Below are 19,355 nucleotides of genomic sequence, written 5' to 3' on the forward strand. Positions count from 1 at the left end.
GGATCAAACTCTCCAATAAAGTGTTTGACTTGCTCATTGTGTACTTAATAGTACGATTTGTTGTTAATCGAAATTAACGTTGGCACGCTTGGTTTTGTTTAGTTTTCAAAGAACATTCATTTCGTAACTTCTTTCAGAAGCGACTTTATTAATATACCATGTCAATCAGCACAAGTCAACAACTTTTTTCTTCGTTAGGTAAGTTGTGTTTTCCTCTCTTTCTGACTTGTATAACTATATCAGTATTTTTATATAGAGTCAACAAATAATACATTCCAAATCCAGGAAAAAATCTTCCTTATAAAGAAATCACTCTTGTTCTTACTCAAATAAAATAAAAGAGGGCATTTCTGCCCTCTCCCCTTAATAAACATTTTTATGCTAAGAATATAAAGTATAGAATGAATATTACAAACAAACCGTACATGACTGGATGAATTTCTTTAGCCTTACCTTTTAAAGCCATTGTTATTGGATAGAAGATAAATCCGACAGCAATACCTGTAGCAATACTATAGGCTAATGGCATTATGATAATCGTAAGAAAAGCTGGTACTGCAATTTCAAAACGATTCCATTCTATGTTTCCAAGTGATGCAACCATTAATGCACCTACAATAATTAATGCCGGAGCTGTTACTGCAGATGTCACTACTCCTAATAATGGAGAGAAGAATAAAGCTAACAAGAATAGAATCCCTGTGACTACAGATGCAAGTCCTGTTCTAGCACCAGCAGCAACACCAGCTGTTGATTCAACATAAGAAGTTGTTGTAGATGTCCCTAATATAGAACCCGCAACAGTTGCAGCCGCATCAGCAAATAACGCTTTTCCTGCACGTGGTAATTTATTATCCTTCATCAAACCTGCCTGATTTGCGACAGCAACTAATGTACCAGCCGTATCAAAGAAATCAACAAATAAGAAAGTTAATATAACAACTAGCATTTGAACGGTAAAAATTTGGTCGAGATTCATAAATGCCTGACCAAATGTTGGAGCTAGACTTGGCACTGTATCGACAATTCTTTCTGGAAAAGGGATTTGGTTAAAAATCATCCCGACAACAGCGGTAATAACCATAGCATAGAAGATTCCACCCTTAACACCTTTAACCATTAAAATAACCGTAACGATAATCCCAAAGACAGCTAGTAATGTTTGTGGATTTGTTAAATCCCCTAATCCTACTAGTGTCGCATCATTATTTACTATAATACCTGCGTTTTGCAAACCAACAAATGTAATGAAAAGACCGATCCCAGCACCTACAGCAAATTTTAATTCAGCAGGTATGCTGTTAATTATTTTTTCACGAAGACCTGTTAATGTTAAAACAACAAACACTAAACCTGAAATCAATACACCAGAAAGAGCTGTTTGCCATGGAATCCCCATTGTTAATACAACTGTATAAGAGAAAAACGCGTTTAAACCCATTCCTGGTGCAAGTGCAACAGGATATCTAGCAATTAACCCCATTAACAGCGAACCGATCGCTGCGGCTATAGCAGTTGCAGCGAAAACTGCATTCGGGTCCATTCTCAATTCATCTGGCAAGTCAGTAATTGAACTCATTGACAATGTCGCTGGGTTAACAAACAAGATATATGCCATAGATAGAAACGTAGTTAATCCACCTATTAATTCTCGACGATAAGTTGTTCCCAATTCATCAAATTGAAAGTATTTTTTCATTAAGGTAGTGCCTCCCTAACAAGTAATTAAGTCGTATAATTGGGGAATTCACTATAAATAAGTTGAAAAGTGCTAAAACAAATAAAAAAGTGCTCACCATAAAAGTTGAGCACTTGACTAACAAATTATCAATACATAGGAATATCATTCCTGAATATTAACACTCGTAGTCAAGCTATTTACGGCAGCTTGGTAGAAACTTTTGGGCCATATCCCCAAGATTATACGACGTATTTCGACTATTTCCTTCTTTTTTATCTTATCAGTCTATTATCAAACAGTCAATAAAAAAAACGAACATTATTTTGAATAATGTTCGTTTTGTTCGTGTTTTTTTATTCCCACTCAATTGTTGCAGGTGGCTTACTTGTAATATCATAAACAACTCTGTTAATGTGTTTAACTTCATTTACAATTCGTGTCGAAATAACCTCTAATACATCCCAAGGAATTCTCGCCCAATCAGATGTCATCCCATCAATAGATGTAACTGCACGAATTCCAATTGTATAATCGTACGTTCTAGCATCTCCCATTACCCCTACGCTACGGATATCAGGTAGAACAGTGAAGTATTGCCAAATATCACGTTCTAAGCCAGCTTTTCTAATCTCCTCACGAAGAATATAATCTGATTCACGGACGATTTCAAGCTTCTCTTCAGTGATTTCGCCTAATACACGAATACCAAGACCAGGTCCTGGGAATGGTTGTCTCCACACAATTTCATCAGGAATTCCTAGTTCAGTCCCTAATGCGCGAACCTCATCTTTAAATAATGTGCTTAATGGCTCAATTAGCTCGAACTCCATATCTTCTGGAAGACCACCAACATTATGGTGTGATTTAATTGTTTGAGCTGTAGCTGTTCCACTTTCAATGATATCTGTGTAAAGCGTTCCTTGCGCTAAGAAGTCAATTCCTTCTAGCTTTGCAGATTCATCATCAAAAACATAAATGAATTCATTTCCAATAATTTTACGCTTTTGTTCTGGATCAGAAACACCTTTTAGTTTATTTAAGAAACGATCTTTAGCATCGACTTTTATTACGTTCATGTTAAAACCTTCACTGAACGTTTTCATAACGCCCTCCGCTTCACCTTTACGGAGTAGACCATGATCAACGAAAATACATGTTAGTTGGTCGCCAATTGCTTTATGAATTAATACAGCAACTACTGAAGAATCGACCCCACCACTTAAAGCACATAAAACCCTCTTATTACCAACTTTTCGTTTTAATTTTTCTGTTTCCATCTCAATGAAATTTTCCATTGACCAATTTCCTGAGCAATCACATACTTCAAATACAAAATTCTTTAATAAATCATTACCGTATTCAGAATGGCGTACTTCTGGGTGGAATTGAACACCGTAAAACTTACGCTCATTATTACTCATTGCAGCATATGGGCATGATGTGCTTGTTGCATCAACTTGGAAACCTTCCGGAATTTCCTTTACAAGGTCACCATGGCTCATCCAAACTACTTGTTGGTTTGGTAAATCTTTAAATAATCCGTGCTGACCTTGAACTTCAATCGTTGCTTTTCCATACTCACGATGGTCAGCCGCTTCAACAACACCACCAAGCTTATGTGTCATTAGTTGCATTCCATAACAAATCCCTAAGACCGGGATACCTAAATCAAAAATCGCATCATCACAAGTAAAGGCATTTTCACCGTAAACACTATTAGGCCCACCTGATAAAATAATACCTTTAGGGTTCATTTTTTTTATTTCGTCTGCCGTTAATGTATGAGGGTGTAGCTCACTGTACACACCAAACTCACGGATTCTTCTTGTAATTAATTGATTATACTGACTTCCAAAATCTAAAACCACTACCATTTCATGAACATTTGCCAATTTTGTCACCTCATCCGTAGTTATCAAGCAATATTATTACGTACACATCTATCAAAACGCAAGCCCGTCGATAGTCTAGCTAGTTCATTGTTTTACAACATAAAAAAGCTAGAAAAAAAACTAGACCCCTGCCTTCACAATAAGAAGGCAGAATTCTAGTTTTAAAAAACGTACAATTCTGCCTTCATAGTCAGGAAATTTTCGGTTACCCGGTAGAGACTCTCGAACCATATTATCGAGGATATATGAAGGTTAATATAATTTTTTCTATTCTATCAATCTCTAAGGTAATAATCAAGACGATGTCTTTTTGATTAAATTTTCCCACAATTCCGCCGATTTCACCCATTCTTTTTCAGCATCTGTACGACGATACAATGCTCTCTCATAGTTTTCTGTTAAAATGGTCATCGACTTATCCTGAAATACATGATCAATCGTGTGAGCATATTCACGAAGCGTTTGGCTATCCTTACGCTTCATTCCCTTCCGTTCTAATTGCTTTAACAAAGATTGAAATGCGTGGAAAAACACCTCCTCATCATGGCGATTTTTATATTTTCGAACAATAAAATGTGCAAACCACTTCAATCTTGTTTTATATAAAACAAAGCCAGCAATTAGAATAATGACTAGCAGGCTATAAACGAATGCACTGCCGATTCGCATATCTAAAAGAGAAGACTCCTGATTTTCTGCAGAGGCTGTAGCTTCTTCTACCTCTTTCTCCGTTTGCTTTTCTTGTTCTTCCTTTTCCGCTTCAGCTTGTTGTGTTTCTTCCTCAGGTGTTTGTTGTTGCTGCTCAGGTACATCTTCCGTTTCATTTGATTGTGTTTCATTCGATACTGTATAAGGATTTATGAACCCTTTTGTAGGCTCAAACGGCACCCAGCCAACACCTTCAAAATAAACTTCGACCCATGAATGAGCATTATTATTCGTCACCTTATATTCTCTTTCTGTTTCATTAACAACGTCAACAAAATCTCCTTCGGTATAGCCTTTAACCCACCTAGCAGGGATATCGATAGCTCTGAGCAAGACAATCATAGAAGTTGAGAAATTATCACAATAGCCTTTTAATGTTTCAAAAAGAAATTGATCAACATAATCCTGTTCCCCCTCAGGAATTGCCACATCATCCTTATCGTATGTGAAATCCGCTGAACCAAGATATTCTTCTATTGCTTTTGTTTTATCATATTGATTCGTCTCATTCATCGTAAGACGGATTGCTAAATCTCTTACACGGCTAGGTAAGGAGTCCGGCAGCTGTGTATAACGTTGATGAATCGGATCAGACTCAGGTAAATTCTGCACCTTTCTCATTTCATCCAATGAGTATGTAGGCAGATTATAGGTTACCTTGTAGCTCTTAAACTGCTCTCTCGATCCATTATTTTCAGGAAATGGTGTTATTAACTCTGTATTTGGATTTAAATAGAAATCTAAATTGTTTTCAGTTTGAATTGAAGTTACTCCTAAAGGATACATGAGATGAAAATGACGATAATTATTGTTAAAGGTTACAGTCGATTCAAGCTGCTTCGTTTTTACTGATTCATCTGTCCAAAACAATTCATCTTGAATATTCGTAATCTCCTCAAAGTCATTATCTTGTTCTGATGCTATCCAACCCTTACCTGTATAAACATCCTTTGTTTCGATTCTCCAATAATGCCGTTCACTTGAAATATGTGTGAATACTTCTGTATCATCCTCAACAAAGCCACCACCAAGATTTTCATCACTCTCACTATAACCGATTTTTTTCCTCCCACCAATTCCCTCTTCTCCATTTCCAACAGCAGTTAAATAAGGAACGGGGTCAGGCCATTGTGGTGATGCCTTCGGGGCTAACATCGCTACAACCATCGAAAGCACAATAAAAGCAAAAAGTGGCAATAACCAGCGAAAGAAAGCTAATCCTTTCATTTGCAAATTCTCGATTTTTTTTAGTCGGTCAAAGTAAAGCATCCCCAACATAAAAAATCCAATTAGTACAGTCCGGACAATTGCAAATGTAGCATCATACTGAGTAAAGGTGTCTAAAACCGTTATATAAAGTAAGGTTAAAACAAAGAATATTAAGATTCTTTTTTGGATCAGTACCCAATAATGAATTAAATAAACAAGCAGCCATAGTAAAATAAAAAATAGTAATGTTCGATAGGATGCTGTCATGCTCATCCAATTCGCGGTTGGAATTAATTGAATATTATTTACGGTATCCTCTATCAAATCAGTTAACCAACCAAAGCTTAAAAACACTCCTTGATAAAACATTCCATGTAAGATAAATAGAATGATAATAATTTTTACAGGAAAGGATAAATACCAGCGAGCTTTGAATAAGATAAGCAAAAAACTCACCGCTATAAAAAAAATGAAGACAAACGTATTAGCTGTATTACTAAATACGTTTAAAGGCCTTAGCCACTCCCATAACAATAAAAAGGCAAAAAGATAATAGATTACTGCAGCCGATTTCTCAACATACGAAGTTTGAGTTGTCATGAGCTCATCACCTCTTTATGACTTGTATGCCCCGTTACTACGTTTACCTCGATGTGACGTTTAGTTAGCCGTTCAATTAACACTTGCTCCTCTTTTGTCATAGCATCCTGTTTTATGACAAAGACGACGAACATTTGCTGGCCTCCGCCAAGGTATTCAATTCTTCTTACAAAATCAAGCGTTATATGACCCGTGACAATGATGTTCGTTACCTGCTTCATCTCCGTATTCAATATTCCGCCCTCTAAAAGGGAAGAAAGAGGTTTTCTTATATCACAGTCAACTTTCGCTAAGTGATAAAAGATATTTTTTAAATGTTGGTCATCAGCCTTTAAGGGAAAAATGTGTTTTTGACTTCCAATTGAAATAAAACCAACCCTTGCCCCACTTTTAAGAAGCGAGCGGACTAACGATGCTGAATATAAAACAATCCTCTCAAAAACTTCAGATTGAACACGGTCCATAATAATGACAACATCATGGCTTTGTAGTTGCTCAAATTCCTTTGTCATTAACGAATCTCTTCTAGCCGTTGCTTTCCAATCAATCCAGGCAAATTTGTCACCTGGCTGATATTCCCTTATTCCAACAGCTATCGTTGAATCTTGTAAGTATCTAGCTTTGTTAGAAGACATCCCTTGTTCAAATTGTCTTTGCTTTGGCTTGTTAGTTACGTCAATTGTAGAAGGGTACACAAGAAAACGATGCTCGGCATGTACAAATACCTCTTTTTCGATTAGTCCGAAAAGGTCACCTGTTCGTAATCGAATCGTTGATAAATGATGCTCCCCACGCGGTATTTGCTGCAAAACATACTCATATGAAAACTCTCTCTTAAACCACGGAAAAAACATTTTCTTCGGCTCAGAAAGCTTCCTGCTGCCTTGTAATCTATCTGTTAACTCATCCTCTACAATTAAATAAAATAATGGAAACGGAATTTTTCGTTTAACTGTAATTGTTGCCACAAACCTTTGACCATAGGTGAATTGTTCTTGATTTACCTTTCTCGTTACTTCAAAGGAACGAACTGGATAAATTAATAATAATAATGAATAAATCGCAAAGGGCATAAAGCTATAGAATAGAAACCAGCTTACAAAACCGCCTTGAAACATCGCGTAGCTAAAGGCCGCTAACGTAAGCAATAAGAGGGAAATAAACTTCCAACCGATACGAATTTTCCGCAAAAATCTATTCATTTATGACTTAACGTCCTTTGAACAGGAACAGTTGTTTGACTAATGATTTCATGAATAATTTTTTCTACAGAATTCCCCTCAAACCGTGCTTCAGACCTTAAAATAATCCTATGTGGGAGCGCATATTGTGCTAAATATTGAATATCATCCGGGATCACATAATCTCTTCCATAAAGAAATGCATAAGCTTGCGCCGCCTTCATTAATGCAATAGATGCACGCGGGCTCGCTCCCAAATAAATAGACGGATGCTTTCGCGTTTTCCCCGTTAATTCTATAATGAAATGTTTAATTGTTTCATCTACATATACATGTTGGATCTCATTTTGAAGCTCTGCCAATTCCTCTTTCGTTATTACACTATCTAATTGATAAATAGGCCTTTCCTTTTCTGCTAAGGTAAGCACCTCAAATTCCTCAGCCTTTGTCGGATAGCCCATTCTTAGCTTAAACAAGAATCGATCTAGCTGAGCTTCTGGTAATGGATAGGTTCCTTCATAATCAACAGGATTTTGTGTTGCCATAACAAAGAAAGGCTTTGCAAGAATTCGAGTTGTCCCATCAACTGTAATACTGCCTTCTTCCATTCCTTCTAATAAAGCTGACTGCGTTTTCGGAGACGTTCGATTGATTTCATCTGCAAGAATAATATTCCCAAAAATTGGCCCTTCTTGAAATTCAAACCTTAGCTCCTTTGGATTATAAATCGAGACCCCTGTTACGTCTGATGGCAATAGATCAGGAGTAAACTGAATCCGTTTAAACTCAGCTCCTACTGATTTAGCTAGAGCACGTACCATCATTGTCTTCCCAACACCTGGCACATCCTCAAGCAACACATGGCCATTTGCTAGTAATGCGACTAGACTTAAAATGCTTATATCTCTTTTCCCTATTATAACTTTATCTATATTATCAATAACTCGACCGAGTTTTGGGTGCATCGCTTCAGTTTGAGACATACTTTTCCTCCTAGTTGGATTCTATATTTCCTATTATAGTATTCTGATTGTTTTATCAAAACCCTTTTGTATTTCCAATTCATACGTTAAATTAATTGACAATCTATATATTCCAACATCTCTCTATAAACACTTATTCTACCAATTTATATCATCAATACTTTAAACATATCAAGCTTTTTAGCCTAAATATACCATTGAAATGATTCTAATTGATTTCCTATGATTGGAGATTAAAAAAATAAACAAAGCCAGGGCGAAAAGATGGAATCGACCTTAATAAAAGCTGATTAAGGTTATGCAGTTCTTTCAAGATGACTCACTAAACACGTGGATTAACTATTGACAAAATACCATTTTGAATATTCTGCAATTTCATTTCATACTTCTTTCTTATTATATCACTTTTACTAGTTCTTTTGTTTTTCTAAGAAAAACAGCTTCTTTTTTGATAGATTTGATTTTTAATTCTACACATATGGGGATTTTCAGTTAATTAATTTACAAATAATAATTTCTATTCAAGCCATTTATAGTGTTAATAAACTTTTGCGAAGCTCAAAAATAGTAAAGACCAATCAATAAAAATCACAACTTTGGTCACATATGTATTTAGGGATAATTTCCCGTCAACTATTAAAACACAGATGTTAAAATAAAAAATGTTATCTTTTACCAGGTAAGGGGGGTGATAGATATGGAACAAAGTAGTGCTGGCTTTTGGATACGAGTTGCGGCTACGATAATAGATGGTCTGATTATTTCCGGTATTTATCTTATTCTCGTACTTTTAGCATTTATGACGCAATTTGTCTCAAGTGCGCTTCAATATATCGTTTCACTAATTACTCTTATCTTTATGATTGCGGGGCCAATTTGTTATTTAGCGTTAATGCCGCTTACTAAATATCAGGCAACCTTCGGAAAACACTTTTTAGGGTTAAAGATTATAAATGAACAAGGAGAAAAGATAACAGCAGGCCAGTCATGGGGTCGTGCCTTTTCTTATATCTTAAGTGCTATGATTGCTTATATCGGCTATATTATGGTTGCTTTCACAGAAAGAAAAAGAGGGCTTCATGATATTATTGCAAATACATATGTTGTAAAGAAGAAGCAAAGTCAACTTCAAAGTTCAAATGATTTAAATCTTTAGCTCAACCATTAAAAAGGGCTTTTCATGCTCCAAAGCACGAAAAGCCCTTTTTATACTATCTTTATCTCTTTCCTTTATCGTAAATTTCTCCTAACGCTCTTGGCGCACGGTTTGATTTAGAGAAAAAGATTAAAAGGAATAAAGTTAAAACATAAGGTAAAATCATAAATAAATCAGTGTAGCTGCTCGGTAACTCCATTAATTGACCGATATACGTTCCCCCTGATCTCGCAAATCCGAATAGTAAGCAGGCTGCAAGTGTAGGGAGAATCTTCCAGTTACCGAAAATTAGCGCTGCAATCGCTAAATATCCATATCCCATATAAATGCTTGATGAAAAGTTAGCAGAGATCGAATAAGCAAAACACATACCGCCTAAACCTGATAAAACACCAGATATTAAAACCGCACCAAATCTAATTTTTGCTACATCTACTCCTGCAGCATCAACTGAATGCGGATTATCCCCACTCGCTCTTAAACGCATTCCATATTTTGTTTTATATAAAACATACCAAGCTAAGACGGCAATCACGATGATAATAATTTCAAATGGATAAATATTTGTAAACACCGCACCAATTACAGGTATATTTGCTAAACCTTCGATCGTAAAACGCTCTGATACACCTAATTGAAACTTATCAGAAGTAGCACCAAACACAAGACTGTTTATTTGTGTTGTTAAAAATGTCGTCAAGGCTAATGCCAAAATATTAATGACGACACCGCTTATGACTTGATTCGCCTTAAACTTTATACTTAGCAATGCATGAAGAACGGAAAATACCATTCCTCCTATCATTGAAAACAATAAAGCGAGGTAAAACAAATTTTGCACATCTGTTCCAGAGAAATTTGCAATTAAAACGACTGATAAAGCACCAATAAAAGCACCAAAACCTTGGAAGCCTTCAATAGCTAAGTTTGTAATTCCGCTCTTTTCGCTATAGATGCCTCCAATCGCCATGATAAAAAGAGGCAGTGCAAAGGATAATCCATCTATAATTACTGTATCCATTATTCTTGCCCCTCCTTTCGCTCCGCATCTTTTTCTTTCATTCGACTTACCTTATATTTCAAGTATGCGCCACAAGCACTAAACAGTAGTATTAAACCGACAATCACGGAAGCAATCTCTTGTCTAATTCCTGCCATTGAACTCATGTACGTATTACCTTGGTTAATGACTGATATTAAAAATGACGAAAAAATAACACCGATTGGGTTCGAGTTCCCTAGTAAAGACACGGCAATTGAATCGAAGCCAATGCTTGATAATACTTTCGGTTGAATGGAAGCAAAATAGCCTAAATAATAGGTAACTCCTGCTAAACCTGCAAGACCACCTGATAGAACCATTGCTAGCACTGTATTTTTCCCAACATTCATTCCCGCATATTTTGCTGCGTTCCGATTTGTTCCAACTGTTTTAATTTCATAGCCAAGTACTGTTTTATCCATTACAAACTTTAATAGAATCGCAACAATAATGGCCAAAATAAACCCTAACGGAATATCCATTTTCAAATTGCCCATTTCAACATTCACTAACGTTAATCTTGATTCCTCAGTAATATAACGAGATTGTCTTGAGACAGGGTCAATATAATACATTTGGATAAAAAAGCTGACAACATATTGAGTAATATAATTCAACATAATCGTTGATACTACTTCATTAATATTAAACTTATATTTTAGCCAGCCAACTAATCCACCCATTAATGCTCCAGCTGCTATACCGATGATTAAGACAAGTGGCTTTGCAATCATTGCATCTAAGCCGCTATAGCCAACAATAATTGTAGCTAAAAATCCTGAAAAGAGCATTTGTCCTGAAACACCAATATTAAACAAACCTGCTTTAAAGGCAACAGCAACCGCCAAGCTCGCAAAGACTAGCGGTGTCATTGCATTTAATAGGCTTAAGAAATCAGTAAACATGCTCTTATAGGCTGCATAAGAAGGCTTCGGCATGATTCCGGCTCCTTGCAGAAGGTTAAAGAATGCCTGCAACGGATTTTTCCCAATTAAAAGAATAACAATTGCAGCTGCAATAAAGCTAAGTAAGATGGAGTATAACGGAATAGAAATTGATTGCCATTTTTCATGACTAATTGGCCACGCAAGAACTCTACCGACTTTTTGTATAAACTTTTCTTTTTGTGTATCATTTCGTTTACTCATGTTTTGCCCCCATCATATACTCGCCTACTTCATTATTCGTTAACGTATCTCTACTTGCAATTTTTTGAAGTTGGCCGTTATATATAACACCAATGGTATCTGCAACATTCATAATCTCATCTAGCTCTAATGATACAAGAAGAATTGCTTTACCTTTATCTCGTTCTTGAATCATCATCTTATGAATATTTTCAATTGCCCCAATATCCAATCCACGCGTTGGTTGAACAAAAATCATTAATGGTGATTGTAATTCAATTTCTCGGGCAATAATAGCCTTTTGCTGATTACCACCACTCATTGAACGAACTTGTGTCTTAATGCCTTGTCCGCTTCGTATATCATATTTCTCTATTAACCTACTGCCATGCTCATGAAAAGCTTCTTTATTTAAAATTCCACCTTTAGAAAAAGGCTCACGATAATACTCTTTCAACCCTATATTGGTCGCCAAATCAAAGTCCAACACAAGTCCATAGCTTTGTCGATCTTCAGGGATATAAGAAATTCCGCTTTCTGTTCTTTTTCTTACACTTTCATTCGTTATATCCTTACCATTTAAGAAAATATTCCCACTGCTCACCTTTGTTAATCCAGCAATTGCATCTGCCAATTCAACTTGTCCATTATCTGCCACACCGGCAATGGCAAAGATTTCGCCGCCACGAATAGAAAAAGAAACATCCTTTACAACCTCAAAACCATCTTCATTTTTTACTGTTAGATGGTCTACCTTCAATACTTCCTCTTTAAATTCAGCTGGGCGCTTTTCAGATTCAAAGGTCACTTCTCTACCTACCATAAGCTGAGCCATCTGTTTTGTAGATGTTGTCTTTACATCCATTACATCGATTAATTTTCCCTTGTTTAATACCGCACAACGATCTGCTACCTTTTTGATTTCATCTAGCTTATGTGTTATTAAAATAATCGTTTTTCCAGCTTTTCGTAAGCCTTCAATAATAGTAAGCAAGTAATCTATTTCTTGAGGAGTTAAAACAGCAGTCGGTTCATCAAAAATAAGAATTTCTGCTTGACGATAAAGCACCTTTAAAATTTCTACCCGCTGTTGCATCGAAACATTAAGATCTTCTATTTTCTTTGTAGGGTCTACCTCTAATCCATAATCCTTCGAAAGGTCTTTGATTATCCGATTTGCATTTCGAATATCTACATATGGAAAAAGGCCAGCAAATTTTTTAATTGGTTCAACACCTAAAATGATATTCTCTGTAATTGTATAATCCTCAACTAGCTTAAAATGCTGATGCACCATCCCAATGTTAAGCTTCGCCGCATGATTTGGCGAGCTTATTTGGACCTTTTCACCACGAATATAAATTTCACCTTCATCAGGTTCATACATTCCACCTAAAATACTCATAAGGGTTGATTTTCCCGCTCCATTTTCTCCAAGCAGAGCAAAAATTTCCCCTTTTTTAATTTGAATGGTTACATCATCATTAGCCACAATTCCAGGAAATCGTTTAGTAATATGCTTCATTTCTACAATATAATCAGACATTTTACGTCCCCTTTATCATAGTGATTGAAAAACAGAAAAGAAGTTTACCATACCCTACAAACATAAATTAGGAAATGATAAACTTCTATAGGTTCATTTCATCATAGTTTCTGAACTCTGGATTTTATAACCCTGGAAACTTATCTGGAGTATGCCCATTGAAATTAGATGCAGGTACAACTTTACCTTCTTTAACTAATTTATAAGCTTCATCAATTTTTGAAATTGTATCTTCTGATAACTGATGACGACCTTCTTCTTTTACATAACCAGTAGAATCAGTATCAGCTTGAAGAACGACGTTTCCACCTTTAAAGCTTCCATCAACAATTGAGTTTAATGATTTCTCAACATTAGTGCTCATAACCTTTAATCCAGACGTTAACACGATATTTTCTGAACCATTTACACCGTCATCAAATTGGTCAACATCACAACCAATTACTTTCACATCTCCACCAGCCTCTTTTGCAGCTGTGAAAACACCATTACCTGATCCACCTGCAGCGACGAAGATAATATCTACACCTTCATCGATTAAAGCATTACCAACAACCTTACCTGTCGCTTCATCTGAGAACGTTCCTACATAGTTTCCGCCAACATCTTCGTTATTTACATCCACACCTGCATAAGCTGGTAGTTCAACAACCTCAACTTTTTTATCATATACTGCATTTACATAATTCACACCAGATTCAAAACCAAATTGGTAGTTTACATTTGAAGGATATGCAATTCCGTTTACAACCGCTACTTTATTTGACTTTGTTTCTAATGCAGCAGCCATTCCTGCGAAAAATCCACTTTCCTGCTCAGCAAATGTCATCGCGTAAATATTATCGAATTCCTTTTGTTCACCTTGAGCAGCTGGTTCTGAGTCAATTAAAATAAATTTCTTATCAGGATTTTCTAAAGCAATGCTTGAAATACCTGCAAATTGAAAGCCTGGAGTTACAATGACATCATAATCTGCCACGATATCAGCAACAGCTTGAACAGCAGCTGCGGGATCACCAGTTTCTTCACGAATAGCCTTTACAGTCGCATCTGAATTTTTTTCAATAAAGCTTAAAATTCCATTGTAGTTATCTTCATTGAAGTTCCCATCATCTACACCAGAAGGACTTGTTACAATTGCAATTTTTAACCCTTTTTTGCCTTCATCTGATCCTGATTCATTATCTTTTGCTTCATTATTTCCACAAGCAGCCATGAAAACAACCATTAAAGCAGTAAATAATACCATTAGCATTTTCTTATTCAACATAGTCTTTCCCCCTATATATCTTTTAAAATAGTTTTATATTTTGCTGTAAATAATGAAAAAAGCCCCGTATACACCGGAGCTTGACTTTTGGTAGATATATAAAGAGAAAGATGCATGCATTTTCCCCTTACAATATATATACAACCTCGTAGTCAAGCTATTTATGGCAGCTTGGTAGAAACTTATGGACCATATCCCCAAAATTATACGAGAACGTTATTTAATTTTTACAAGTTCATCTTATCATCAGTCATTCCGTCCGTCAAGAAAAAAGACGAATGTTTCTTTTTAAAAAATCATCATTGTTCGGGAATAACTTATCATTAATTGAATTTTCATATAATTATAAATTTTACCGCGTTGAAAACGTAACCAAATCTCACTTACTTTCCATCTATTCTAGATTCCTCTTCTTCATTCTTTTTCTCCAATTCCTTTTACTTGACACTCACACTTACTTTTTGTAAGTTTCTAATATAACTTACAAAAAGTAAGTACATTTTTTAGGAGGTTCAAAAAAATGAATTCATTAATAAAACAAGATTTATCTACAATTATCAGAGAGCGCCATTCTGTAAGGAAATACGATGCAAGTTTTAAAATACCTAGAGAAGAAATCGAAGAAATTCTAAGTGAAGCTATTTTAGCTCCGTCATCAAGTAATCTTCAACCATGGCGCTTCATTGTAATCGATGATCAAGAGGTAAAAAAAGAGCTTCGTCAAATCGCCAACAATCAGGAACAGGTTGAAACATCTTCAGCAATCATTGCTGTATTAGGTGATAAGGAAATGTATCATAATATTGAAAAAGTATATAGAAGCAACTATGAGGCTGGCTTCATGAATTTAGAAACAGTCGAACAGATTATTCAAAATTCAAAAAATGTTTATACCCAGGCATCAGAAGAAATTCGTAAAAACATTGCATCCTTTGACACTGGCTTAGTCTCAATGCAGCTGATGCTTATTGCCAAGGCTAAAGGATATGATACCGTTACAATGGGTGGCTTTGATAAGGAAAAATTCATGAAGAAATTTAATATTAGTGATCGATATATGCCTATCGTTTTAATTGCAATAGGGAAGGCTGCAGCACCAGCATACCAAACAACTCGAATTCCACTTAAAGAAATTATTGAATTTATTTAATAAGAGAAGTAAAGGATAGTACAGATGCGGTGTTTTCAGTTAAAGGATGCTGTTCTATCAGCTAAGTCTCATTAGAGCAACAAGAAGCTTTATTACATTTTTTAATTAAAGTGAGGGCAATAAAAATGGCTAAATTATATATTCAATATCAACAACCAAAAGACAAAGCAGGATTTGATGAGTATTATCTTAACACACATATGCCCCTTGCCAAGAACGTTCCAAACATTAAGGCAAGTAGTATTGATCGTGTCATCCAATCGCAAAATACTACCTTAAATCTATATATGATTGTAGTAATTGAATTTGCAGATCTTCCAACACTTCAGAGTGCCATGGCTACACCGGAATGGAAGGCTGTTATGGAGGATGCTAAGAACTTAGAAAAGTTTTTAAATGAGCCGCCAATTATTATGATTACACAATAAAATAAGTTTTACTCTATAGGAAAGAGAGTAAACCCTCTCTTTCCTAATTTTTCTCCATTATTAAATTTTTGTAGCCGAGGCTCTCATTTGCTCAATCCAGCTTTGGCGTACTTCATTTTCAATTGGACTGTTATTATTTTTAAAATAACGAATCATATAAAATCCATCAGATGCCAATATACTCAACACAAGTTCATGTAATAAACGGTCATTATTTATTATTTTTGTTTCGATAATCGAATGATTTTCTTCCTGTTCAATAATAGCTCCGTATTCCAGATTATTCTCACTTAAATATATATCTGTATGCTTAGCAATCGAATCCGCATTCATTTCCGTAAAATAGTCGATGGTAAATCTCTCTGAAGTCACAAACAAAAATCTCTCTTTCTCAGGATAATAACCAATAAATTCACTATCACTATATAGATAGTATGTCGCTGGCAAAAAACCATCTAACGTAAATGGTTCAATAAACCTTTTCATATTTTCATAGTACTGAGCGGCAGCAGGTACAACCGCTTGCTCATAAGGGAGGATTTCACCTTCCGTATTTAAAAATAATTCACTAAACCTCGAATACTTTGTAATCCAAATTTGACTACCCTCAGCTTGAATTTGTACATAGTAGCTTGAAATATTATTTGGGTTTTCTCCATTTTCATCATTTTTATTTACACAAGTATATAAATGTTTTCGCGTATATGTAAACGTTGCTTCTTTCTCGGATAATTCCACAATTTCAAGATTTAAAATTTCAGATTGAATATTGTAAATTTGAAAGTTCATCATCAAGCTATAATGATTCAAAAAGGAGATTTGCCTGTTATCTGGATGGAACATTTCCGTCATCTGATCAATATCTTTTGCCATATATGCCCTTTCCAGCTGTTGTATAAGTTCTTGTATTTTCTCTTCTGTTATTTTGGCTTTCTTTTTGAAAAAAAACATGTAAACTCCACCTACCATAAAATTATCAATTATGTATTAACTAAACGATTCCTTTATTCTCCATTTACCTAATTGTACCATTTGCTCTAGAAAGTAAAATCTCAAATTTTAAAAACAATGAACTTTAGCAAAAGTGGATGACTCAAAACCAAAGGGTCAGACCCCTCACTAGAATTAAGAAACGAGAGTTAAAAGGATGGTGGAGTGTTTTTCATATATTGTTCTTAATGAAAAAAGGGCTGAACCCAGCCCAAACAACTAATTGGTTAGTTTTTTAAATATATCGCAAATTGTTCTTGATGAGATTATAGCTTCAAAGAATAAAACTGACTATTTATTTTTGACAATAATCATATTTACGGTTGAACGACTCCAACACCTGCATATTGAGTGACCATTGATTTTACATCCTCAACAGGAGTTAGCGTATAATTGTATGGGACTGTGTAATTTGTAGTGGATGATGTTGGTTGGCTGCCTGTGCTATTAAGATAAAGATTATTTGAAACATTCCAATAACCTGTCTCGTCGCTATACCAAAAACCTAATGGGTTATGTGAATTTTCAAATACATTGTTTTCGACAAGGAGTTCCGCACCCATTCGTGCATTTATACCTGAACCATCAATTCCTTCATAATAGTTGTTATAAAGATGTCCTTTGCCATAACGGAAGCTAGGAACACGGGAGTTTAAGTTTTTAAAATGATTATGGTGGAATGTGATATTTCGATCGGCATTATCACTATCTGATGAGCCCATCAACATTGCCTTCCACCCATCATGTACATAGTTCCAAGAGAAGGTTATATTATAAGCATCACGCTTTACATCGAAAAGCCCGTCATAATAATCTTTGTCTACATTTAGACTAGCGTAAATCTCATTATGATCGACCCAAATATTACTAGAAGGACCTTCAATCGTTACGGCATCTTTATCGCCAGCTCTAACTTCGTGAATCGTGAGGTTACGAATGATGATATTATTTGCTCTCCATACTTTGATGCCAATTCCATCAAATTCACCGTTTGTACCAACGCCTAATATGGAAACATCAGAAACATCTTTGAGGTTGATTTTACTATCAGAGGTGTTATCGGGTGTAATCGTTCCATTCACATAAATCGTTAAAGGTGTATTATCATCCTTATTATTTAAAGCTTGGATGATTTCATCTCCAGTCTGAACGGTGACTGTATCTCCACCTGCACCGCCAGTTGTTCCACCATTAGAAGTAGCAAAGCCATTCATACTGAAATCAGGAGTAGCAGCAGAAACAGATTGAAAAGACAAACCAACAACTAAAATTATCATTGAGATACTTGCAATAAACATCTTTAATAATTTTGTTTTCATCTTTCTCCTCACGTCCTTTATTTAATTTATCTTTTCAAGCAAATTCTAGATGCAAATGGTCTACCCTCCTTCCAATTAGGATTAATGAAATCATAACACGTAAGCGTTATCATAAAATAATCATTACATCAGATGTTGAGTATTTAAGTAAAAAATTACCACAATAACTAAAACCTTTCTTAAATCTCCGTTTTTTTCCTATGACTGGACTATGCATTAAGTAGGACTATTACAGGTGCTCAAGGAAAACTAGGAATGATTATGTATGACTTTTCATTCAATAAAAAATGTAGGCACCTAACGAAATGATTACTAAGCTTTTCAAATTGTTAATTATAAACAAAAAAAGATCTGATGCATTATCAGACCTTTTTGTTAAGATAAACGATTTCTTTATCCTTATTTATAAAATTTTACTCGATCTTCAAGTGGCTGGAATTCTTTATCACCAGGCTCTGCAGTAGGGTTACCGAAAGGCATTTGTGCAATCAATTTCCATTCAGCTGGGATATTCCATTCCTTTTTCACTTCATCATCGATAAGTGGATTGTAATGCTGTAATGATGCTCCTAATCCTTCTGCCTCTAATCCAGCCCAAACAACTAATTGGTGCATTCCAGAAGCTTGGTTTGACCAGATTGGGAAGTTTTCAGCATATAGAGCAAATTGTTCTTGAAGAGATTTAATGACTGCTTCATCTTCAAAGAATAAAACTGTTCCATATCCTGCTTTAAAAGAGTCCATTTTTTGTTGAGTTCCAGAGAAATCTCCTTCGCCAACTACTTTACGTAAAGTTTCAGTTGTAATATCCCATAATTTATCATGAGCTTCACCAGTTAATACAACAATACGTGCAGATTGTGAGTTAAAAGAAGAAGGTGTATGCTTCACAGCGAACTCAACGATTTCTTTAATTTTCTCATCAGTTACTTGTACGTCTTTATTAATTGCATAATAAGAACGTCTTTCTTTAAGAACAGAGTAAAAATCCTTTGACATACTATGTATCCCTCCAAAAATATTGTCTTTAAATTAAATATCTTGAAACAAGGATTATTTTAAACTAGTAAGTG

15 protein-coding genes and 3 riboswitches are annotated in these 19,355 nt (G+C 35.3%); of the genes, 3 read left to right on the forward strand and 12 right to left on the reverse strand.

The window, feature by feature from the left end; translation table 11 throughout:
* Positions 1 to 376: 376 nt before the first annotated feature.
* The 5 genes from ACTJJ9_RS22665 to ACTJJ9_RS22685 form a co-directional block, all read right to left on the reverse strand.
* On the reverse strand, positions 377 to 1,699 hold the full coding sequence (locus ACTJJ9_RS22665; RefSeq protein ID WP_095302210.1) for an NCS2 family permease: 1,323 nt from the start codon (positions 1,697 to 1,699) through the stop codon (positions 377 to 379).
* Positions 1,700 to 1,846: 147 nt separating this feature from the next.
* Positions 1,847 to 1,948: riboswitch (purine riboswitch) on the reverse strand.
* A gap of 86 nt (positions 1,949 to 2,034) precedes the next feature.
* Positions 2,035 to 3,582 carry a glutamine-hydrolyzing GMP synthase gene (gene guaA / locus ACTJJ9_RS22670; RefSeq protein WP_095302211.1) on the reverse strand — a complete coding sequence of 516 codons (1,548 nt, stop codon included), beginning with the start codon at positions 3,580 to 3,582 and terminating at the stop codon, positions 2,035 to 2,037.
* 158 nt (positions 3,583 to 3,740) lie between these two features.
* Positions 3,741 to 3,842: riboswitch (purine riboswitch) on the reverse strand.
* A 25-nt stretch (positions 3,843 to 3,867) separates the two neighbouring features.
* Entirely contained in the window at positions 3,868 to 6,090 is a 2,223-nt protein-coding gene (locus ACTJJ9_RS22675) for a transglutaminase TgpA family protein (RefSeq protein ID WP_440768896.1), read from the reverse strand.
* Positions 6,087 to 7,292 carry a DUF58 domain-containing protein gene (locus ACTJJ9_RS22680; RefSeq protein WP_440768897.1) on the reverse strand — a complete coding sequence of 402 codons (1,206 nt, stop codon included), beginning with the start codon at positions 7,290 to 7,292 and terminating at the stop codon, positions 6,087 to 6,089. The genes ACTJJ9_RS22675 and ACTJJ9_RS22680 overlap by 4 nt, the downstream gene beginning before the upstream one ends.
* Positions 7,289 to 8,254 carry an AAA family ATPase gene (locus ACTJJ9_RS22685; RefSeq protein ID WP_095302214.1) on the reverse strand — a complete coding sequence of 322 codons (966 nt, stop codon included), beginning with the start codon at positions 8,252 to 8,254 and terminating at the stop codon, positions 7,289 to 7,291. The genes ACTJJ9_RS22680 and ACTJJ9_RS22685 overlap by 4 nt, the downstream gene beginning before the upstream one ends.
* Before the next feature lie 697 nt (positions 8,255 to 8,951).
* On the opposite strand from ACTJJ9_RS22685, the gene ACTJJ9_RS22690 reads away from it, so the two are divergent.
* On the forward strand, positions 8,952 to 9,410 hold the full coding sequence (locus ACTJJ9_RS22690) for an RDD family protein (protein WP_095302249.1): 459 nt from the start codon (positions 8,952 to 8,954) through the stop codon (positions 9,408 to 9,410).
* A 61-nt stretch (positions 9,411 to 9,471) separates the two neighbouring features.
* Here ACTJJ9_RS22690 and ACTJJ9_RS22695 read toward each other — a convergent pair whose 3' ends face one another.
* From ACTJJ9_RS22695 to ACTJJ9_RS22710, 4 genes are all read right to left on the reverse strand, one after another.
* Positions 9,472 to 10,431, reverse strand: coding sequence for an ABC transporter permease (locus ACTJJ9_RS22695; protein ID WP_095302215.1), 960 nt, complete (start codon positions 10,429 to 10,431; stop codon positions 9,472 to 9,474).
* Positions 10,431 to 11,600, reverse strand: coding sequence for an ABC transporter permease (locus ACTJJ9_RS22700; RefSeq protein ID WP_095302216.1), 1,170 nt, complete (start codon positions 11,598 to 11,600; stop codon positions 10,431 to 10,433). Before ACTJJ9_RS22700 ends, ACTJJ9_RS22695 begins: the two co-directional genes overlap by 1 nt.
* Positions 11,593 to 13,125: an ABC transporter ATP-binding protein gene (locus ACTJJ9_RS22705; RefSeq protein WP_095302217.1), complete on the reverse strand. Its 1,533-nt coding sequence runs from the start codon at positions 13,123 to 13,125 to the stop codon at positions 11,593 to 11,595. The genes ACTJJ9_RS22700 and ACTJJ9_RS22705 overlap by 8 nt, the downstream gene beginning before the upstream one ends.
* Before the next feature lie 124 nt (positions 13,126 to 13,249).
* On the reverse strand, positions 13,250 to 14,395 hold the full coding sequence (locus tag ACTJJ9_RS22710) for a BMP family lipoprotein (protein WP_440768898.1): 1,146 nt from the start codon (positions 14,393 to 14,395) through the stop codon (positions 13,250 to 13,252).
* A 129-nt stretch (positions 14,396 to 14,524) separates the two neighbouring features.
* Positions 14,525 to 14,626: riboswitch (purine riboswitch) on the reverse strand.
* A gap of 289 nt (positions 14,627 to 14,915) precedes the next feature.
* On the opposite strand from ACTJJ9_RS22710, the gene ACTJJ9_RS22715 reads away from it, so the two are divergent.
* Entirely contained in the window at positions 14,916 to 15,545 is a 630-nt protein-coding gene (locus tag ACTJJ9_RS22715) for a nitroreductase family protein (protein WP_440768899.1), read from the forward strand.
* A 125-nt stretch (positions 15,546 to 15,670) separates the two neighbouring features.
* Positions 15,671 to 15,973 (forward strand): EthD family reductase, encoded by a 303-nt coding sequence (locus ACTJJ9_RS22720; protein ID WP_095302220.1) that lies wholly within the window; start codon positions 15,671 to 15,673, stop codon positions 15,971 to 15,973.
* A gap of 60 nt (positions 15,974 to 16,033) precedes the next feature.
* Here the strand turns inward: ACTJJ9_RS22720 and ACTJJ9_RS22725 are convergent, their stop codons facing one another.
* The 3 genes from ACTJJ9_RS22725 to ACTJJ9_RS22735 all read right to left on the reverse strand — a co-directional run bounded on the left by ACTJJ9_RS22725 (position 16,034) and on the right by ACTJJ9_RS22735 (position 19,281).
* Entirely contained in the window at positions 16,034 to 16,924 is an 891-nt protein-coding gene (locus tag ACTJJ9_RS22725; RefSeq protein WP_440768900.1) for a hypothetical protein, read from the reverse strand.
* 356 nt (positions 16,925 to 17,280) lie between these two features.
* Positions 17,281 to 18,240, reverse strand: a complete 960-nt coding sequence (locus ACTJJ9_RS22730) for a pectate lyase family protein (protein WP_440768911.1) — start codon at positions 18,238 to 18,240, stop codon at positions 17,281 to 17,283.
* A 441-nt stretch (positions 18,241 to 18,681) separates the two neighbouring features.
* Entirely contained in the window at positions 18,682 to 19,281 is a 600-nt protein-coding gene (locus tag ACTJJ9_RS22735) for a nitroreductase family protein (protein ID WP_095302223.1), read from the reverse strand.
* Positions 19,282 to 19,355: the final 74 nt, after the last annotated feature.

The organism is Metabacillus sp. 22489 (genome assembly GCF_052044855.1).
Lineage (GTDB): Bacteria > Bacillota > Bacilli > Bacillales > Bacillaceae > Metabacillus > Metabacillus niabensis.

Excerpts from the sequence above, each read along its gene's own strand:
- ACTJJ9_RS22720 (WP_095302220.1), top strand. The coding sequence starts at position 15,671 with ATGGCTAAATTATATATTCAATATCAACAACCAAAAGACAAAGCAGGA.
- ACTJJ9_RS22715 (WP_440768899.1), top strand. The coding sequence starts at position 14,916 with ATGAATTCATTAATAAAACAAGATTTATCTACAATTATCAGAGAGCGC.
- ACTJJ9_RS22705 (WP_095302217.1), bottom strand. The coding sequence starts at position 13,125 with ATGTCTGATTATATTGTAGAAATGAAGCATATTACTAAACGATTTCCT.
- ACTJJ9_RS22675 (WP_440768896.1), bottom strand. The coding sequence starts at position 6,090 with ATGACAACTCAAACTTCGTATGTTGAGAAATCGGCTGCAGTAATCTAT.
- ACTJJ9_RS22685 (WP_095302214.1), bottom strand. The coding sequence starts at position 8,254 with ATGTCTCAAACTGAAGCGATGCACCCAAAACTCGGTCGAGTTATTGAT.
- ACTJJ9_RS22690 (WP_095302249.1), top strand. The coding sequence starts at position 8,952 with ATGGAACAAAGTAGTGCTGGCTTTTGGATACGAGTTGCGGCTACGATA.
- ACTJJ9_RS22680 (WP_440768897.1), bottom strand. The coding sequence starts at position 7,292 with ATGAATAGATTTTTGCGGAAAATTCGTATCGGTTGGAAGTTTATTTCC.
- ACTJJ9_RS22700 (WP_095302216.1), bottom strand. The coding sequence starts at position 11,600 with ATGAGTAAACGAAATGATACACAAAAAGAAAAGTTTATACAAAAAGTC.
- ACTJJ9_RS22735 (WP_095302223.1), bottom strand. The coding sequence starts at position 19,281 with ATGTCAAAGGATTTTTACTCTGTTCTTAAAGAAAGACGTTCTTATTAT.
- ACTJJ9_RS22665 (WP_095302210.1), bottom strand. The coding sequence starts at position 1,699 with ATGAAAAAATACTTTCAATTTGATGAATTGGGAACAACTTATCGTCGA.
- ACTJJ9_RS22695 (WP_095302215.1), bottom strand. The coding sequence starts at position 10,431 with ATGGATACAGTAATTATAGATGGATTATCCTTTGCACTGCCTCTTTTT.
- ACTJJ9_RS22725 (WP_440768900.1), bottom strand. The coding sequence starts at position 16,924 with ATGTTTTTTTTCAAAAAGAAAGCCAAAATAACAGAAGAGAAAATACAA.
- ACTJJ9_RS22730 (WP_440768911.1), bottom strand. The coding sequence starts at position 18,240 with ATGATAATTTTAGTTGTTGGTTTGTCTTTTCAATCTGTTTCTGCTGCT.
- ACTJJ9_RS22710 (WP_440768898.1), bottom strand. The coding sequence starts at position 14,395 with ATGTTGAATAAGAAAATGCTAATGGTATTATTTACTGCTTTAATGGTT.